The 17,006-nt window shown below is 63.5% G+C and carries 15 protein-coding genes; 7 read left to right on the forward strand and 8 right to left on the reverse strand.

Annotation, left to right across the window (positions count from 1 at the left end; genetic code table 11):
• Positions 1–53: 53 nt before the first annotated feature.
• Both mvk and NP_RS07050 read left to right on the forward strand, forming a co-directional pair.
• The gene (mvk, locus tag NP_RS07045) at positions 54–1,043 is read left to right on the forward strand and encodes a mevalonate kinase (RefSeq protein WP_011323141.1); all 990 of its coding nucleotides are present in this window, start codon (positions 54–56) and stop codon (positions 1,041–1,043) included.
• Complete coding sequence (locus tag NP_RS07050; protein WP_011323142.1) at positions 1,040–1,771, forward strand: isopentenyl phosphate kinase; 732 nt, start codon at positions 1,040–1,042, stop codon at positions 1,769–1,771. Before mvk ends, NP_RS07050 begins: the two co-directional genes overlap by 4 nt.
• On the opposite strand, the gene NP_RS07055 is transcribed toward NP_RS07050, so the two are convergent.
• From NP_RS07055 to NP_RS07065, 3 genes are read right to left on the reverse strand one after another with little or no spacing between them, the layout of a single operon-like run.
• Complete coding sequence (locus NP_RS07055; protein WP_011323143.1) at positions 1,772–1,963, reverse strand: hypothetical protein; 192 nt, start codon at positions 1,961–1,963, stop codon at positions 1,772–1,774.
• Positions 1,964–2,013: 50 nt separating this feature from the next.
• On the reverse strand, positions 2,014–3,072 hold the full coding sequence (locus NP_RS07060) for a phosphotransacetylase family protein (protein ID WP_011323144.1): 1,059 nt from the start codon (positions 3,070–3,072) through the stop codon (positions 2,014–2,016).
• Complete coding sequence (locus NP_RS07065; protein WP_011323145.1) at positions 3,069–5,162, reverse strand: acetate--CoA ligase family protein; 2,094 nt, start codon at positions 5,160–5,162, stop codon at positions 3,069–3,071. The genes NP_RS07060 and NP_RS07065 overlap by 4 nt, the downstream gene beginning before the upstream one ends.
• A gap of 165 nt (positions 5,163–5,327) precedes the next feature.
• Here NP_RS07065 and NP_RS14865 point away from each other — a divergent pair, with 165 nt between their 5' ends.
• The 4 genes from NP_RS14865 to NP_RS07085 all read left to right on the forward strand — a co-directional run bounded on the left by NP_RS14865 (position 5,328) and on the right by NP_RS07085 (position 9,726).
• Positions 5,328–6,329 (forward strand): hypothetical protein, encoded by a 1,002-nt coding sequence (locus NP_RS14865; RefSeq protein ID WP_011323146.1) that lies wholly within the window; start codon positions 5,328–5,330, stop codon positions 6,327–6,329.
• A gap of 96 nt (positions 6,330–6,425) precedes the next feature.
• Positions 6,426–7,817: a metal ABC transporter substrate-binding protein gene (locus NP_RS07075; RefSeq protein ID WP_011323147.1), complete on the forward strand. Its 1,392-nt coding sequence runs from the start codon at positions 6,426–6,428 to the stop codon at positions 7,815–7,817.
• Positions 7,818–7,870: 53 nt separating this feature from the next.
• Positions 7,871–8,614 carry a metal ABC transporter ATP-binding protein gene (locus tag NP_RS07080; RefSeq protein WP_011323148.1) on the forward strand — a complete coding sequence of 248 codons (744 nt, stop codon included), beginning with the start codon at positions 7,871–7,873 and terminating at the stop codon, positions 8,612–8,614.
• On the forward strand, positions 8,611–9,726 hold the full coding sequence (locus tag NP_RS07085) for a metal ABC transporter permease (RefSeq protein WP_011323149.1): 1,116 nt from the start codon (positions 8,611–8,613) through the stop codon (positions 9,724–9,726). The genes NP_RS07080 and NP_RS07085 overlap by 4 nt, the downstream gene beginning before the upstream one ends.
• 11 nt (positions 9,727–9,737) lie before the next feature.
• On the opposite strand, the gene NP_RS07090 is transcribed toward NP_RS07085, so the two are convergent.
• The 5 genes from NP_RS07090 to hisD form a co-directional block, all read right to left on the reverse strand.
• Positions 9,738–10,214, reverse strand: coding sequence for a YbaK/EbsC family protein (locus NP_RS07090; RefSeq protein WP_011323150.1), 477 nt, complete (start codon positions 10,212–10,214; stop codon positions 9,738–9,740).
• Between the two features lie 31 nt (positions 10,215–10,245).
• Positions 10,246–10,944, reverse strand: coding sequence for an MBL fold metallo-hydrolase (locus NP_RS07095; RefSeq protein WP_011323151.1), 699 nt, complete (start codon positions 10,942–10,944; stop codon positions 10,246–10,248).
• A 171-nt stretch (positions 10,945–11,115) separates the two neighbouring features.
• A complete protein-coding gene (locus NP_RS07100; RefSeq protein WP_011323152.1) occupies positions 11,116–12,774 on the reverse strand; it encodes a tRNA uridine(34) 5-carboxymethylaminomethyl modification radical SAM/GNAT enzyme Elp3 in 1,659 nt (552 codons plus the stop codon).
• A 46-nt stretch (positions 12,775–12,820) separates the two neighbouring features.
• Positions 12,821–14,902, reverse strand: coding sequence for an OB-fold nucleic acid binding domain-containing protein (locus NP_RS07105; RefSeq protein ID WP_011323153.1), 2,082 nt, complete (start codon positions 14,900–14,902; stop codon positions 12,821–12,823).
• A 74-nt stretch (positions 14,903–14,976) separates the two neighbouring features.
• Complete coding sequence (gene hisD, locus NP_RS07110) at positions 14,977–16,245, reverse strand: histidinol dehydrogenase (protein WP_011323154.1); 1,269 nt, start codon at positions 16,243–16,245, stop codon at positions 14,977–14,979.
• An 83-nt stretch (positions 16,246–16,328) separates the two neighbouring features.
• Between hisD and NP_RS07115 the strand changes: the two genes are divergently transcribed.
• A complete protein-coding gene (locus tag NP_RS07115; RefSeq protein WP_011323155.1) occupies positions 16,329–16,988 on the forward strand; it encodes a metal-dependent transcriptional regulator in 660 nt (219 codons plus the stop codon).
• Positions 16,989–17,006 lie beyond the last annotated feature (18 nt).

Genomic DNA, 17,006 nt, shown 5'->3' on the forward strand with positions numbered 1-17,006 from the left:
TGGCAGCAGAACGCTTCGGGTATGCTTTTTGTGCCCCCCGTCAATCACCCGGTATGACCACATCGAGCGCGCCGGGGAAGGTGTACCTCTTCGGCGAACACGCCGTCGTCTACGGCGAGCCGGCGGTACCGTGTGCCATCCAGCGACGGGCGCGTGTTACCGTCGAGGAGCGCGACGACGACCGGCTTCAGGTGCAGGCAAACGACCTCACGCTCGACGGCTTCACCGTCACGTGGGGCGGTGAAACGAACGACAGACCCGACGTCGATGTTCCAGCGCCACTGGTTGAGGCGGCAATGGGCTACATCGACGGCGCAATCGAGCAGGCCCTTGACGCTGTGGATGTCGAGGAGTGTGGGTTCGATATCACGGTCGAAAGTGACATTCCACTCGGGGCGGGACTCGGCTCCTCGGCAGCCGTCGTCGTGGCCGGTATCGACGCCGCAGTTCGGGAGCTCGGTGGTGAACTCGACGCCCAAGCGGTCGCCGAACGCGCCTACGAAGTCGAGTATGAGGTGCAGTCGGGAGAGGCATCGCGGGCCGACACGTTCTGTTCGGCCGTTGGCGGCGCGGTCCGCGTCCGAGGCGACGACTGTCGGCGGCTCGATGACGTGCCGACGCTGCCCTTCGTCGTCGGCTACGACGGCGGAACGGGCGATACAGGCGAGCTTGTGGCCGGCGTCCGAGAGCTGCGCGAGGAGTACGATTTTGCGGCCGATACCGTCGAGTCGATCGGTGACATCGTCCGGAAAGGCGAGGCCGCTCTCCAGCGCGGCGACATCGAAGAAGTCGGTCGGCTGATGGACTTCAACCATGGGCTGCTGTCTGCGCTGGGTGTCTCCGCCCGGTCGCTGGATACAATGGTATGGGCCGCACGGGAGGCTGATGCGCTCGGAGCGAAGCTGACCGGGGCCGGCGGCGGCGGCTGCATCGTTGCGCTTGACCGCACCGAACAGACCCACACTGCCCTAGAGTACACCCCCGGCTGTGAGACGGCGTTCCGAGCAGCGCTGGATACAGACGGTGTCAGAGTCGAAGAATGACGACAGTACTGAAGCTCGGCGGCAGCGTCGTCACGGAGAAAGCGACGCCGGAGACGGTTGACGAGGAAGCGCTCCAGCAGGCCGCTGCGGCCATTGCTGCGGCGGATGTACAGCCGGTCATCGTCCACGGCGGGGGAAGTTTCGGTCACCACCACGCCGCTGCCCACGGCGTCTCGACGACCGAAGGGACCGACGACGCGGCCGCGGTGCGGGCCATCACCGGCGCGATGCGGCGGCTCAACGACGCTGTCGTCGGTGCGCTCGCCGACGCCGGGGTGCCGGCGGTACCGTTGCAGCCGTTTGCTGCCGGTGTCCGGGAGGCGAACGACGAGCTCCGGTTCTGTTGGGAGCCGGTGGAGGCGATGCTGGAATCGGGGTTCGTCCCCGTCCTCTGCGGTGATGTCGTCGCCCATCGGGGCAAGGGGGCAACCATTCTCTCCGGAGACGAACTCGTCGTCGCCGCAGCGAGGGCAGTGTCAGCCGAACGTGTCGGCGTCTGTTCGTCCGTGCCGGGGGTCTACGACCAGACTGAGACAGTCGTAGACCGCATCCAGTCGCTGGAAGACATCGAGGAAGCACTCGGAGGCAGTGACGTGACGGACGTAACCGGTGGTATGGCCGGGAAAGTCAAGCAACTACTGGCGCTCGAAGCTGCAGGATACATTTTCGATATCGACGGGCTAGCGGCGTTCCTTCGCGGTGGGAACCCCGGAACGCGAGTCGGGTAGTCACGGGGCATCCAGCCGGCTGAAGTAGAGGAACACGACTCCACCCCATCCGAAGAGCAGCCACGCCAGAAGCGTCGGGTTGAGATACAGCCCGAGGTGGAACGGCTCGTCGCTGACAACCGGCACCGCGACAATAATGGCTGCGATGACGCCTACCGCGGCAACGAGAGCGATTTTTACCGCGTCGTCCATGGCGATTTCTCGGCAGCCGCGGGCAAAAGCATCACGATGAGCGGCGACCGCTACGGCTCGGTCATCGCATCGATGTCGGCGTAGTCGGCAAGCAGCGATTGCATCCGGTCGACGGTTTCGGCGTCGCGGGTACGTCCAGAACGGACGAGTGCCTCTAGTCGGTCCAGCGTCGTCTTCGTGTCGGTGCGGACTGCCAGCACAGGCACGTCGGCTGACTCCGCCCGTCCGACGACCGCGCTGGAGGGCTTGAACCCGCCGGTCAAGACGAGACACTCCACGCCGGACGCTTCAAGCGCGGCGGTCTGTACGTCGGTCCGGTCGCCGCCAGTGACGAGGGCAGCGTCTCTGACCCGGCGGAGCTCCGAGAGCACCTCGCCAGCCGATGTCGCGCCCACGACGAACCGCTGGACGAGCCCATCCGTGGGAACATTGTTTGTCAGCACGTCCGCGCCGAGTTCGGCCGCGATTTCTGAGACAGAACTCCCAGACAGCGTTTCGTCGCGGGGAACGGTCCCATAGACGCGCACGCCCCGGGATTCGAGAAATGGGACAACGTCGGTGGCAAGCGAATCGAAGGCCGCGTCCGGCACGTCGTTGAACAGGATACCGCCGAGCCGGTCACCGAGCCGGTCGGCCGCATCGAGTAGTTCGTCGACATCTTTCGGTTCCGTGTAGCTTGCGACGAGGACGACTGTCGCATCCAGTAGCTCGGCGATATCGATGTCCGAGAGGTTGACGCTGCGGCCGGTCGAGAGTGTGTCGCCGCCTTCCAGTAGCATCCGGTCTGTCTCCTCAGCGAGCGACTCGAACTGCGTTTCGAGCTGTTCGCGGAGCGCCTCCTCGTCTTCCCGGCCACGAACGACCTCCGTAACAAACGTTGGAGAGTAGACGATTGGCTCCAGTTCGTGCAGTTCCGCATCGAGGCCGAGCAGCTCCCGGGCGAGCTTCGGGTCCTCATCGAGCGTTTTTCCGACGGCGGATTCGAGGCGCGTCCCCTTCGGTTTCATGTAGCCGACAGTCTCATCGCGCTCGCGGAGCGTCTCCGCCACCGCCAGCGTGACCGCGGTTTTGCCTGTGCTTGGTTCGAGCGAGGTGACGAGTATGGTCATAGGGTTGCTGGGTCGACAGTAAGCTGTATGTCGACGGCTGCGACGCCGTCGGGCGTTGCGACGAGCGGGTTGATATCCAGTTCGAGAATTGCCGGGAAATCGGAGACAAGCTGTGAAAGGCGCTGTATCGTCTCGACGACCGCCGCCTCATCGACCGGGTCCCGCCCCCGAGCGCCGCGGAGAAGCGGTGCCGCATCAATATCATCGAGCATCGCTTCCGCTTCCTGTTCTGAGAGCGGAGCAAGCGTCGCCGTCGTGTCTTCGAGCACTTCGACGAAGATGCCGCCGAGGCCGAACACCACGAGCGGCCCGAACTGCGGGTCGCGAGTAGCCCCGACGATGGTCTCGACGCCGGCATCGGTATCAGCCATCGCCTGTACCTGAACGCCGAGAATGCGGGCGTCGGGCTGCCGCGTGCGAGCCCGCGCAACGAGCGTTTCGTAGATGTCCGCGGCCTCGGCGGCGGCGACGCCGACTTCAACGCCGCCGATGTCGGTCTTGTGAAGGATATCCGGCGAGACGATTTTCATCACGACATCGCCGTCGATGGCCGCAGCGGCATCGCTGGCGGCTGCCGGTGACTCGACGATCTCCGAATCGAGCGTCGGGATGCCGTAGGCATCAAGCAGCCCCATCGCCTCGATGCCGAGGCGGTTATCCGGCCGGTCTTCGACGGACGCAAGGATGTTACGTGCACGCTCTCGGTCGACATCGAAGTCAGTCGGCTCGCCGCGGTCGTGCTGTCGGACTGCCCGGTAGCGAGCGAGGCCGTCAAGCCCTCTGACCGCCCGCGACGGGTCGAAATACGTCGGGATGTCGGCCGCAGCGAGATGCTCTCGGGCGGCATCGGACTCGGAGCCGGCCATCAGACAGACCGCTATCGGCTCCTCCCGGCGACGACGGACCGACGCGAGTACGTCGGCCAGCTCCTCGAACTCAAGGACAGCAGTCGGACAGGCGATGACGACCGCCGAGCCGACCCCTTCGTCTTCGAGGACGACATCAAGCGCGTCGGCAAACCGCTCGGCATCAGCATCACCGATGACATCGACGGGATTTCGAGCGCTCGCCGCATCGGGGAGTACCTCCCGAAGCCTGTCGCGGGTAGTGCCGCTGAGAGACGCCAACGCTAGCGTCGCTTCTCCGACCGCGTCGGCTGCCATCACGCCCGGTCCACCGGCGTTTGTCACGACCGCCGTCGCGTCGGTGTCCGGAAGCGGTTGTCCGGCGAGCATCGCCCCGACATCAAAGAGCTCCTCAGTCGATGCCACCGGGAGTACCCCGGCTTTTTCGAAGGCAGCCTCGTAGGCAACCTCGCTGCCGGTGACCGCTCCGGTGTGGGAGGAGGCAGCCTGCGCGCCGGCGTCGGTGCGACCCGACTTCAGCACGGCGACAGGCGTCGATTCGGTTGCTGTAGCGGCGGCGTCAACGAACGATGCCCCGTTTTGAATGTCCTCTAAGTAACCCAAAACGACATCCGTGTCGTCGTCTTCGCCCCACGTGTCCACGAAATCCGTTTCATCGAGGACAGCCTTGTTGCCGAGCGAGACGACATCGTTGAAGCCGATACCGCGGTCGGCCGCCCAGTCGAGGACGGCGGTGACAAGCGCCCCCGACTGGCTCATGAATGAAATATTTCCGGGACGGGCGTTCCGTGGGCTGAACGTCGCGTTCAGCCCCGTCGGAGTCGAGAGAATGCCGAGACAGTTCGGACCGACAACATTGATGCCGTGGCGGTCGGCGGCCTCGACGAGCGCCTCCTCTCGGGCGGTCCCCTCGCTGCCGGTCTCGCTGAACCCGGCGGAGATGACAACGACATTCTTGATACCTGCATCCCCAGCCGCCGCGACAACATCGACGGCTTCCGGTGCCGGAACGACGACGACGGCGAGGTCGGCGTCGGTCTCTCCGACACGGTCCCGGCTACGGCGTCCGAAGACGCTGTCGGTGTTCGGATTGACCGGAACTACTTCGCCGTCGAAATCATCGACCAAATTCTCCATTACGGCCCGCCCGACGGCACCGTCGCGCTCTGTCGCGCCGACGACGGCGACACGCTGGGGGTCAAACAGCCCGGATTCGATTCCCATTCGCCTTCCCCTGCGATGCGGGAGAAAAAGTAACCACCGCCTGCCGGACCGAGAAACTGGCCTCTCCGGTGGAAGTAACATACGGAAAAGACAAGTTGGCTATCAGTAATAAGAAAGTATATTGGAATAATAACCCTTTTGAGCACACCCTTCCTTGGAGGCTATATGCAGCCTTCCCGACGAACGTTCGTCAAGTCCGGAATCGGAGTTGTAGGTCTCGGTGCGCTCGCTGGCTGCGCCGAGGAAGACCCAGACCCGGGTGCTGAAGACGAAGAGACGACGCCGGATGAGGAAGAACCGGACGAGGAGACACCAGAGCCTGAGACAGCCTCCGTAACCCTACTCGTTGAGGGCGTGGGCGGCCACGACCACGACGACGACGACGACCACGACCACGACGACGACCACGACCACGACGACCATCACGACGACGACCACGACCACGACGACCATCACGACGACGACCACGACCACGACGACCATCACGACGACGACCACGACCACGACGACGACGACCACGACCACGACGACGACGACCACGACGACCACGACGACCATCACGACGACCATCACGACGACGACCATCACGACGACGACGACCACCACGACGACCACAGCGAAGGCCTCAGTGCCGGAGAAATTGACCACGCCTGCGGCCACATCGAGTTCGACGACTTTGAGCCGCTCGAAGCAGGTACCTCAAGCGATACTGCGCCGACAATCAGCTCTACCCACCAGCCGTACGATGTTACCGTCGAGGGTGAAGGGGGGTATATCCGCTTCGAGGTCGAGGACGACGACCACCACGACGACCACGACCACCACGACGACGACCATCACGACGACCACGACCACCACGACGACCACGACCACCACGACGACGACCATCACGACGACCACGACCACCACGACGACCACGACCACGACGACGACCATCACGACGACGACCACCACGACGACCACGACCACGACGACGACGACCATCACGACGACCACGACCACGGGGGCGACAAACTCGCGTTCTTCACGCAAGGTGGGTCTGTCACCGTCCACACCGGGCACACCGAGCATGAAGAAGCCGGCATCGAGGGGTGTGACGGCCTCGACCGCTACGTTATAGTTGAGCCGGACCACGGCGAGGCTGTCATCGAACTGGTCGCAGAGTAGCCCGTTTAATACTCACTCGCTTTCTGTTGCCCTCAGTTAATAAGAAACTGAGCATCTATAATAATACTTTTAGGCACAGAGGGCATTCACCTTGATATGAATCTCTCTCGACGCGGACTGCTCACTGCAGGAGCGGGTGCTGCTACGGCTGCTGTCGCAGGGTGCGTCGACGCCGCGGCGCCAGGACAGGAGAGCGACGGCGGATACGCCGCCTTCTTTACCCTCTGGGATTGGGCCGAGGAGATATCCGGAGACACACTTGATTTCGAGAATCCGGTCAGTGCCGGACAGATGGGGCATGGCTGGAGTCCGGACGGCGACATCACCCGAGAAATCGCCTCCTCGGAGATGTTCCTCTATCTAGACACACCCGAGTTCTCGTGGGCACAGGATGTCGCAACAGAGCTTGAACGTGACCACGATGAGGTCGCTGTCGTGGACGCTCTCGAAGGGCTGGAGCCGTATCTCATCCCGTTCGACACTGAGCCGATGCCGGAGCCGGACCACGGACGTGACTACCCGCCCGAGTCGCTGTGGTTTGAGGAAGTCGATATCTACGACCTCCGGTCGAACCAACAGCTCGGCTACTGGCATGGGCCGGGGTTCAACCACTGGCACGGTGGCCTTCCGGATATCGCTGTCGGCGACAGCGTTCCAATCGGTGTCGTGCTGAAAGACGAAGCGGAGAACATCGTCCCGCTTGGTGACGGCGAATCATACCGTGTCGATGCCCGTCTCGCAGACGGCGAACCCGAAGGTGTCGTCGATATCGAGAGTCGTGGCGACCGGGTCGTATTCCACGGCGAATCGACCGGATCGGCCGGTATCGTCTTTCAGATACTACACGAAGGCGAAGTCATCTACGAGACGGACCCCGAGCCGACTTCGATACGGGTCCAAGAGACGCTTGATGCCGGTGGCGCGGATGAGTTCCATGACCCACACGCGTGGACTGACCCCGTATTGTCACAACGGATGGTCGATAACGTCGCCGACGCGCTCGCGGAGATTAACCCCGAAAGCGAGGACACGTATCGCGACAACGCCGAGCAATACAAACAGCGGCTCCAGTCCGTCCACGAAGAGCTTGAGACGCTTGTCGAGACCGCCGAGCGGGACATAGCGGTCTTTGCCGGCCACGACTCCTTTCAGTATGTTGAACAGCGATACGACTTCGAGCTACATACCCCGGTCGGTATTTCACCGGACGCCGGCGAGTCATTCGACGACATGACGCGGCTCAACAACGTCATTGAGGAACACGGCATCGACACCGTTCTGTACGACCCCTTCGAGTCTGCAAGCCCCGGTGAGGACCTTCCACAGATGGTCGAAAACATCTTCGAGGAGACATCAGTCGACAGCGCCGAGCCGCTGTCGCCGCTCGAAGGAACGACAGAGACGTGGCAGGAAAACGACTGGGGCTGGGTCGAGCAGATGGAGAATGTGAACATCCCCTCGCTGCGCAAGGCGCTCGGAGCCGACTGAGACGAGATGAACAGAGTGATAACTGCCAGCGTCCTTCCATCGATGAGAACATCGTGAGCACCGTCGTCGACGTACAGAACGTGACGTTCGCCTACGGAGAGACACCTGCTGTCGAGGATGTCTCGCTCAGCATCTCCGACGGTGAGTTCGTTGGCCTCATCGGCCCCAACGGCTCCGGGAAGACGACGCTGCTTCACCTGATGATCGGGCTTTACGAGCCGGATAGCGGCTCAATCGAGCTGTTTGGCGAGCCGGCGACGGAGTTCGACGAGGGAGAACGACTCGGCTACGTCGGCCAACGGTCGACCGACCGGAGCGGAACGATGCCGGTGACCGTCCGTGAGGCGATACTTATGGGCCGGTTTGCACGGGCGGGCCGGTCCCGGCTCACTGACGAGGACCGGCGAATTGTCGCCGACGCGATGGAAACGGTCGACATTCGTGAGCTGGCGAACCGACGCGTCGACGAGCTTTCGGGGGGACAGCGCCAGCGGGCCTTTATCGCCAGAGCGCTGGCCTCAGAGGCGGATATCCTCGCGCTGGACGAGCCGACCGTCGGTGTTGATGCGGACTCCAGAGACCGGTTTTACGACCTGCTTGATGAACTCAATCGCAACGGAATGACGATTATCCTCATCGAACACGATATCGATATCCTCACAAAGCACGTCGACACCGTCGCCTGTATCAACCGAGAGCTCTACCACCACGGCGACACCGTCTCGTTCCTCGAAAGCGATGCGCTGAGCGAAGCCTACGGCAGAACCAGCGGCATCATCCAGCACAACCACGCATGAGTTCGGAGACGGATACGGCTACGGACGCTCCGACCGACACCGAATACAGCCGGCCGTTCCGAGAAACGGTGGAGCTTGTCGGTGTCGCCGCTGCGGGGGTGCTCGCGTTCTGTATGCTGGCGTTTATTGCCCTCGACTGGCTCCGTGGTGCCCCCGGTGCTCTCGGAGTCGCCGGCGAGATAGCCTTCGAGCAGATTCTCATCTACGGGAGCTGGATCGACTTCTACCTCGGCACGGATGTCTTCAGCTACCCGTCGATTCTGCGGGCCGTCGCGACCGGAACGCTTGTCGGTATCGTCGCGCCGCTTGTCGGTACGTATCTCGTCCATCGACAGATGGCCCTCATCGGCGAGACGCTCGCCCACACCGCCTTTGCCGGCGTCGCGGTCGGTGTACTCGTCGTCGCGATACTGGGCGGTACGCAGGCCCCGATTGTCGAGGCGGTCGGCTCGCGTGGAACGCTGTTGCTCGTCGCGTTGATTGTCAGTGCTGCCGGCGCGCTCGGCCTCCAGTGGCTTTCGGACCACACGAGCACCTACGGAGACGTGCCGATCGCCATCGTTCTGACCGGCAGCTTCGCTGTCGGGACGCTGCTCATCAGCTGGAGCCGTGATTTCGTCGCCATCGCCATCGACATCGAAGACTTCCTCTTTGGTAACCTCGCCATCGTGACCGCCACCGGCGCACGGCTCGTTGCTATCCTTTCGGTATTCGTCGTCGCGCTGACTGTCGTCCACTACAAGCAGTTCCTGTTCATCACGTTCGACGAACGGGCCGCCCGTGTCGCGCGGCTCAACGTCGACCGCTATAACGCCCTGCTCGTCGTCATGACGGCCGTCGTTGTCGTCGGCGCGATGCAGATTCTCGGGGTCATTCTCGTGGCCGGGCTGCTCGTTATTCCGGTCGCCGCGGCGTCGCAGGTCGCCGACAGCTTCCGAGAGACACTGTATCTGTCGGTGCTCGTCGGACAGTTGTCGGTGCTCGGCGGGCTAGCGTTTGCCATCTGGCAAAGCCTACCCCCCGGCGGGTCGATTATCGTCATCGCTATCGGCTTCTATCTGCTTGCTATCCTGTTTTCAGGTCGCGATTCCGGGGCTATCTCCGTCCACTAACCCAGACACGCTTACTCTGCGACGTCGACAACCGCCGCGTCGGCGAGTTCGCGCAGTTTTGCCGGCGGAATCGGGAACACGGCCTCCGGCGTTCCGGCGGCCGCCCACACGTCGTCGTGTTGGGTTAGCGTTTCGTCCATGTAGACCGGCACGTCGGTTTCGTGGCAGAACGGCGGCACGCCACCGATGGCCCACCCCAGCGTCTCCTTGATGTCGTCAGCATCGGCCATCGAAACCGACGCAGTGTCGACATTGCACTCGGCTGCGAGTTTCGGCTCGCTGACGCGATTTGCGCCGCTCGTGACGACGACGACAAGGTCGCCCTCGACATCGAAAACGATGCCGCTGGCTATCTGTGCGAGGTCGCAGCCAACCGCATCGGCGGCGTCGGCTGCCGTCTTCGTTCCTTCGGGAAACTCGTGGACATCGATTTCAAGCCCGTACTGGTCTTCGGCATGCTCTCTGAACGCTGCCGTCCGGGGGTGCATGGGTACCGATGCCACGGCGCTTTGCTTGAACCTACCGGAGTCGGTCGGCTCCGAAACGTCGCACAACGAGCGACCGCAGCCGTTCGGCTGCGTCCGGCGAGACGACCGGGCCGTGGCCGACACAGGCGTGGGCAAACGACTCCTGAGCGACGCGAGCGATGCTTTCTGCGAGCCGCGCAGTGTCGTAGGAATCGAGCCACGGCGGCGGTACGAACCCACCGTCCGTCGCCCACACGAGGTCACCGAGCATCGCCGTTTCAGTCTCGTCGTGTATGTATACGGTATGGCCGGGGTTGTGGCCGGGCGTGTGGAATGTACGGAACGCACCGATGGTGTCGTCGTCTTCTACCGGCCGAAGGTCGTAGTCAGAAAGCGAATACCACCGTCGCACGACGCGATGGAACACACCCTTGTGATGCCGCCACGGTGGCGACCACGCCCGCCGGACGAGTCGGCGGTCAAGCGCTCCGATGTACACCGGAACGTCGATGTCGATGCGAGCGAGACCGCCGACGTGGTCGATATCGTAGTGAGTAACGAGTACGCGGTCGATATCGTCAAGCGAGTACCCAAGCGAGCGGAGTTCGCCCGATAACGACCGGCGCGGAAATGGAACACCGGCATCGACGAGCGTAACCTCGCCGTCGTCGACGAGATAGGCGTTCGCCCCGACCGGCTCGGGCCACGCGATATCGAGCCGGTAGACGCCGTCGGTGACCGCACGAGCCATATCGGGACTACTGTGGCGCAGGTCTTGATGCTGGCTATCGGAGTATCGGCCGACAGCTACGCCCGAAACGGCGCTTGTTCGCCAGCTGCATTCCTTGTGCCCCCGCCAACCGTCGGTGGCGGCTGCGTCGGGCAGCGATACGGTACGGCCCCGAACAGAAAAGCAGCTACTCTACTGGTCCAGCCGCGTCGAGACGTACGGGCCATCCTGATAGTAGCCGAGTTTCTCGCGATAGTACTGGCGGACGCCGATGCCGGAGATGACAGAGAGTTTGTCGTAGCCGGCGTCCGCAGCCAGCGCCTCGGCCGTCGACAGCAGCCGCCGACCGTGGCCCTCGTGTTGGTGGCCATCGTCGGTCTGCTTGCCGACGCCGACCTCGCTGCCGTAGACGTGGAGCTCCCTGACAATCGCTGCGTCCTCCAACTCCGCCCTGACGGGGTCGTTCGGGAACCGGAGCCGGCAGAAGCCGACGAGCAGGTCCTTCTCGAAGTCCTCGATGGAGATGAAGTGTTCCGTCCCGCCGGCGGCCTCGTAGGTGTCGACGTTCAGCTCGACAGTATCGGGGTCTTCGTCGTTCATACCGACCTCGCGACAGCGGATACAGTCACACTCCCAGCCGTGTGCTTCCATCCGCTTTCTGGCGAGCTGTCGGAGGTTCGACTTCCAGACCCCGGCATCGATAAAGTCTGCCGGGATATCCCGCTGGACGCGCTGGAGGCGCGTATAGCGCGGAATCATCGATTTGATTTCGGCGACGAGTTCCGCCGCCTCCTCGTTGTTGAGCGGCTCGTACTCGTCGCGCCGCCACATGTCGTAGGTCACCGTATCCCGGACGATGAGCGTCGGATAAATCTTCAGATAGTCCGGCCGCCAGTCGGCGTTCTCGAAGATCTCCCGGAAGTCCTGTAGACACATCTCTTTGGACATGCCGGGCTGGCCGGGCATCATGTGGAAGCCGACTTTGAAGCCGGCGTCCCGGAGTCGCCGGTTGGCATCCAGCGAGGCCTGGACACCGTGGCCCCGGTGCATTTCGCGGTTGATGCGCTCGTAGGTCGTCTGGACGCCGACTTCGACTTTCGTCCCGCCGAGCCGAAGCATCCGGTCTATCTGCTCGGGGTCACACCAGTCGGGCTTGGTTTCGAAGGTCGTTCCGATGTTTCGGATGTTGGCCGTCTCGTTTTCGGCGATGACATCCTCCAGATACCGGAAGTCGACATCCTCGGGGTCGGGCTTGAACGAGTCCTCCTCGCTGGGTGCAGGCGGGCTGTCGAGGTCGTAGTCGTTCATCGCTTCGAGGGCGCGTTTGACGAACCACTCCTGATAATCGTGGCTCCGGGCGGTCATCGTCCCGCCCATGAGGATGAGTTCGACCTTATCGACTGGGTGGCCGATTTCGCGGAGCTGGTGGAGACGCAGCGTGACCTGCCCGTATGGGTCGTAATCGTTCTGGACGCCCCGTGCTGCTGCCGGTTCGTGGCCGGTGTAGCTCTGTGAGGACGAAAACTCCGAGGCGGGGCCGCCCGGACAGTAGAGACACTTCCCGTGCGGACACATGTGTGGAGAGGTCATGATAGCAACCGGCGAGACGCCGGACGCTGTCCGGACCGGTTTGCGCTGCAACACCGACTCAAGCTCTTCGCGTTGCTCCTCGGGAGCGTAGTCGAGCAAATCCGTGTTCTTCGGCACCTTCGGCGAGGAGTGCTCGCGGCAGGCGTCCATCTTGGCCGATTCGAGATTATCTCTGTCGATGTCGCCGTCGAGAATCCCCTCGACGAGCGACTCACAGACGCGCTCGAAGACCTCGGACTCGGCGTCGGTGTCGGCGCTCATTCGCTACTGATGACAAGGAACTGCGACGGGAAAGGAATAGCGGTCCTCAGGCGGAGGGTGCGGTGACCTGCTCTGCGACGGCGTCAACAACAGCGTCGATAACAGCGTCGCGCTTGCCGGCGAGGAACTCGAGCTTCGGCTCGCGTGCGCCGGGGTCGGAAACGCCGGCGTTCGGGACGGCTTCAGCGACGGTGTCGGCGACAGCACTGATGTCGATGTCGTCAGCCGCTCGGAGGTGGAGTTCGTCAGTCGCGACGCCGACAACGGCGTCGGCGTCCAATCGCCGCGAAAGCTCATCGAGGAGCAGCCGGGTCGGCGGGAAGTCGTAGGTGTGCGTGTAGGCGTCAGTGTCGAGGACCGTCACGTCGTAGCCGTCAACGGTCCGCTCGTCGAGGTTCGTCGTGGCTGTCTCCAGCTCCGCTTCGAGCTTGGTATCGAACTGCTCGGAAACCTGCGCGGCGAGGCCGGTCTGCTCGCCGAACAGCAGGTCGATGATGAGTTGGCGTTTGTCCTCGTAGGACTGATAGAACGCCTCCAGCGCGATGGCTTCCCGGAGCTGTTCGACCGTCTCCTCGTCGAAGCCGGCACCGGTTGCGAGGTCGGTGTAGACTGTCGGCGTCTCGTCCCAGTAGCTGACTGCCGGCAGGTGTTCCAGATCCGCGCGGACATCACCGTTGACAGCGGCGGCGACAGCGGCCGCGACGGTTGCTGACGTCCGGCCGTCGGCAGTCACCGGAGCGTCGATTTCGTCGTCGACAGCGTCGTCGACCGGACGACCGTCGAGGACGACGCGCGGCGCGTCGTAGACATCCAGCAGCTCCAGCCCGTCCGTCGAGGCGGCCGTCGAACCGGCAGCGGCGAAGACGAAGAGCGGGAGCTTCTCGTCGTGACGCTCGCGGTCGTCGAGCATCCGGGTGACATCTTTTGTCGCGTCGTCCATGTCGTAGACGCCGTCTTCGAGCGGTCGGCGGTCGAAGTAGTGGTAGACGGCGTCGGCGCTTTCGTACTCGTCTCGGATGAGCGGCAGCACGGCACGCTCGATGGCCGCACCGGCGACGTATCCGTCAGTCGTCGCATCGTGGCGGACGACAACCGGCCGGGATTCGAGAACGGCACGGCGGATTTCGGTCGCGGCGTCGGCGATGTCGTCCGTTATCGCCGAGACGGCATCGTCGTCGGCAAGCGGTTCGACCGACTCCGGTCGGGCGCGGTTTTCGATGGCGGCGTCCATCCGGGACTCGACATCTTCGCGCGCATCGTCTTCCAGCGCGACGAGCGAATCGGTTTCGACCTGAATCTCGTCGCGGCGGAGTCGCACCTCGCCGTCGAGGCGGACAACGTCGTCGGTCTCGATTTCGGGATAGGCTCGAACGCCCGCCTCGACGAAGGCGGCGCAGTCGACGATACCGGTCTCGTCGCGGAGTTCGAAGACGGTCGGACCGGAGGTCTGTCTGACCGACGCGACGACGCCTTCGAGGCGGACGACATCGCCGACGCGGTCACGAAGCGTCTCGACGGCGACGCGGTCGATGTCGCTTTCCGCGTCAACGTCGCCGGCCTCGGCTTCTTCAGCTTCCGCAGCAGCTTCGTCGTCTTCGTCGCTTTCTGTCGCCATCTCGGCGAGCTCGGGGTCGCTTGGATTGCCACCGGTCTGCTCGTCGACGCTCGGCTCTTGTGTCGTCGGGCCGTCGTCGCTGGACTCGGGGGAGCCGCCGGTTTGCTCGTCGGCGTCGGCCTCATCGTCGTCAGCCGCGTCGGGAAGGTGCTCGCCGTCGGGTGTCTGGACCAGCATACCGCGGAACTCGTCGGCGGTCTGCCGAATCGAGGAATCGAGGTCGATGTCGCCGTTGTCACGGACGTTGTTGACCTGTACGGAGACTTCGTCGCCCTCATCCCAGTCGAGGCTCTCGATTCGCTGGTCGAGTTTGCTCCGGTGGAGGAGTCCGGTGACGTTGCCGATGTTGATGAAGACGCCGAACTCGGCGTAGCCGTCGACGGTACCTTTGTAAAAGCGACCGGGCGTCAGCTGTGAGGGTTCGTTACCTGTGAACTCGAAGAGGACGTCCTCTTGATGGACGTCACAGACGAGTCCATCGGTGGACGTACCGCAGATGATACAGTTACCCATTACCGGAACCCAACAGCCCGGGCTTAAAACGGTTGTCGGATTCGCCGCGAGCGACACCGGAGCCCAGAGCGGAGTCAGTCGAACCGTTTGTCGACGCTTTCCGCGTGGGCTTCGAGCCCTTCGGCGCGGGCCAGCGTCGTGACCGTCTCCCGAAGCGACGACAGCGCGTCCTCGTCGAGTTTCTGTACTGTCGTCGACCGAACGAAGTGGTCGACGGAAAGCCCGCCAGCGACCTTCGCCAGGCCACCGGTCGGAAGGACGTGATTGGTTCCGGAGGCATAATCGCCGACCGCAACCGGTGAGAAGCCACCGAGGAAGACGCTCCCTGCCGAGTCGATGCGGTCGAGGAGTGCTTCTTCGTCGGCGGCGACAATAGAGAGGTGTTCGGCGGCATACTCCTCGGCAAAGAGGACAGCCTCCGACATCGACCGTGCACAGAGCACCGCCGAGGCGTCGTTTTCCAACGCCGACTCGATTGCTTCGGTCCGCTCGCGGGCTGTGGCCTGACGCTCACAGGCGTCGGCGACGGCTTCGGCGGTCGCCTCGTCGTCGCTGACGCAGACGACCGAGGCGTTCGGGTCGTGTTCGGCCTGTGCAACCATGTCGGCAGCAATCAGTTCCGGGTCCGCGGTGTCGTCACAGACGACGAGTAGCTCGGATGGGCCTGCGAGAAAGTCGATTTCGACATCGCCGCGAACCTCGGCCTTGGCGGCGGTCACCCAGCGGTTCCCCGGGCCGACAACCTTCTGGACCGCCGAGACGGACTCCGTGCCATAGGCGAGCGCCGCAATCGCCTGTGCACCGCCGACCTGATAGACCGCGTCGGCACCAGCGACGTGAGCGGCCGCAAGCGTCGCAGCCGGTAGCTCCTCGGCCGGCGGTGTCGCAACGGCAACGTGGTCGACACCGGCGACGACAGCCGGGATGACGCCCATCAGGACGCTGGAGGGATAGGCGGCGGTCCCGCCGGGGGCATAGACCCCGACACGCTCCAAGGGACGGTATCGGCGACCCAGCTCTCGGCCGTCGAACTGCTCCCGCCAGTCGTCCGGAACCTGCCGCTCGTGGAACGTTCGAATGTTCTCGGCGGCAGTTTCGATAGCGTCACGGAGGTCGTCGTCGAGGTCGTCGTAGGCGCGCTCTGCCTCGTCGGTGACCGCTAGTGTTCCGATGTCGACATCGTCGAACTCCTTTGCGTAGCTTCGGAGCGCCACGTCACCCTCCTCGCGGACGCGGCCGATGATATCTCGGACCGACTCACGGGCGTCTTCAATCCCCGCATCGCGCTCAAACAGCGCCGCACGTGCTTCGGGCGAGAGGTCGGCAACAGCACTGACGTTCATGCTCAACACCTGCAAGCGAGTCCGGAAAGCGATTCCGGAACGGACGGAAAACCATATCCCCGACGCCGCCATAGCCGCGGACAATGCTGAGCGCCGTCATGGAGGATTATATCAAAGCGATATACGCCCTCCAAAACGACACCGACGAGCGCGTCGGGACGTCCGAACTCGCCGACTACATGGACGTGACCTCCCCGACCGTCTCGAGCATGATAAAGAAGCTCGAAGAGCGTGGGCTCGTCGACCGCGAGGAGTACCGTGGCGTTCGGCTCACCGAAGAGGGTGAGGTCGTCGCCCTCGAAATCCTTCGCCACCATCGGCTCCTAGAAGCGTTTCTCACCGAGCATCTCGACTACGACTGGGCGGACGTCCACGAGGAAGCCGACCGTCTTGAACACCACGTCTCCGAGGAGCTCACCGAACGCATCGCCGAGGCGCTCGACAACCCCGGCGTCGACCCGCACGGCGACCCGATTCCTGACGCCGACTTGGAACTGCCCGAAGCAGGCGAGACCACCCGGCTCACGGCAGCGGCGGAAGGCGACACCGTCGTCGTTCGCCGCATCCGCCATCAAGGCGATGAAGAACTACGGTACCTCGCTGCTGCTGGCATCGAACCGGATGTCGAAATCGAAGTCGTCGAAATCGCGCCGTTTGGGCTCGTAACCGTTCAAACGCCCGAGGGCGAACAGAGTCTCCCCGAAGAAATCGCCCGTCTCATCGAAATCGACTCGGATACCTGATTGCCAGCCCTCCCCCGT

Source organism: Natronomonas pharaonis DSM 2160 (assembly GCF_000026045.1).
Lineage (GTDB): Archaea > Halobacteriota > Halobacteria > Halobacteriales > Haloarculaceae > Natronomonas > Natronomonas pharaonis.

Coding starts and splice junctions, on each gene's coding strand:
- NP_RS07105 (WP_011323153.1), bottom strand. CDS start 14,902: ATGGGTAACTGTATCATCTGCGGTACGTCCACCGATGGACTCGTCTGT.
- NP_RS07055 (WP_011323143.1), bottom strand. CDS start 1,963: ATGGACGACGCGGTAAAAATCGCTCTCGTTGCCGCGGTAGGCGTCATC.
- NP_RS07075 (WP_011323147.1), top strand. CDS start 6,426: ATGAATCTCTCTCGACGCGGACTGCTCACTGCAGGAGCGGGTGCTGCT.
- hisD (WP_011323154.1), bottom strand. CDS start 16,245: ATGAACGTCAGTGCTGTTGCCGACCTCTCGCCCGAAGCACGTGCGGCG.
- NP_RS07115 (WP_011323155.1), top strand. CDS start 16,329: ATGCTGAGCGCCGTCATGGAGGATTATATCAAAGCGATATACGCCCTC.
- NP_RS07090 (WP_011323150.1), bottom strand. CDS start 10,214: ATGCACCCCCGGACGGCAGCGTTCAGAGAGCATGCCGAAGACCAGTAC.
- NP_RS07065 (WP_011323145.1), bottom strand. CDS start 5,162: ATGGGAATCGAATCCGGGCTGTTTGACCCCCAGCGTGTCGCCGTCGTC.
- NP_RS14865 (WP_011323146.1), top strand. CDS start 5,328: ATGCAGCCTTCCCGACGAACGTTCGTCAAGTCCGGAATCGGAGTTGTA.
- mvk (WP_011323141.1), top strand. CDS start 54: ATGACCACATCGAGCGCGCCGGGGAAGGTGTACCTCTTCGGCGAACAC.
- NP_RS07100 (WP_011323152.1), bottom strand. CDS start 12,774: ATGAGCGCCGACACCGACGCCGAGTCCGAGGTCTTCGAGCGCGTCTGT.
- NP_RS07085 (WP_011323149.1), top strand. CDS start 8,611: ATGAGTTCGGAGACGGATACGGCTACGGACGCTCCGACCGACACCGAA.
- NP_RS07095 (WP_011323151.1), bottom strand. CDS start 10,944: ATGGCTCGTGCGGTCACCGACGGCGTCTACCGGCTCGATATCGCGTGG.
- NP_RS07050 (WP_011323142.1), top strand. CDS start 1,040: ATGACGACAGTACTGAAGCTCGGCGGCAGCGTCGTCACGGAGAAAGCG.
- NP_RS07060 (WP_011323144.1), bottom strand. CDS start 3,072: ATGACCATACTCGTCACCTCGCTCGAACCAAGCACAGGCAAAACCGCG.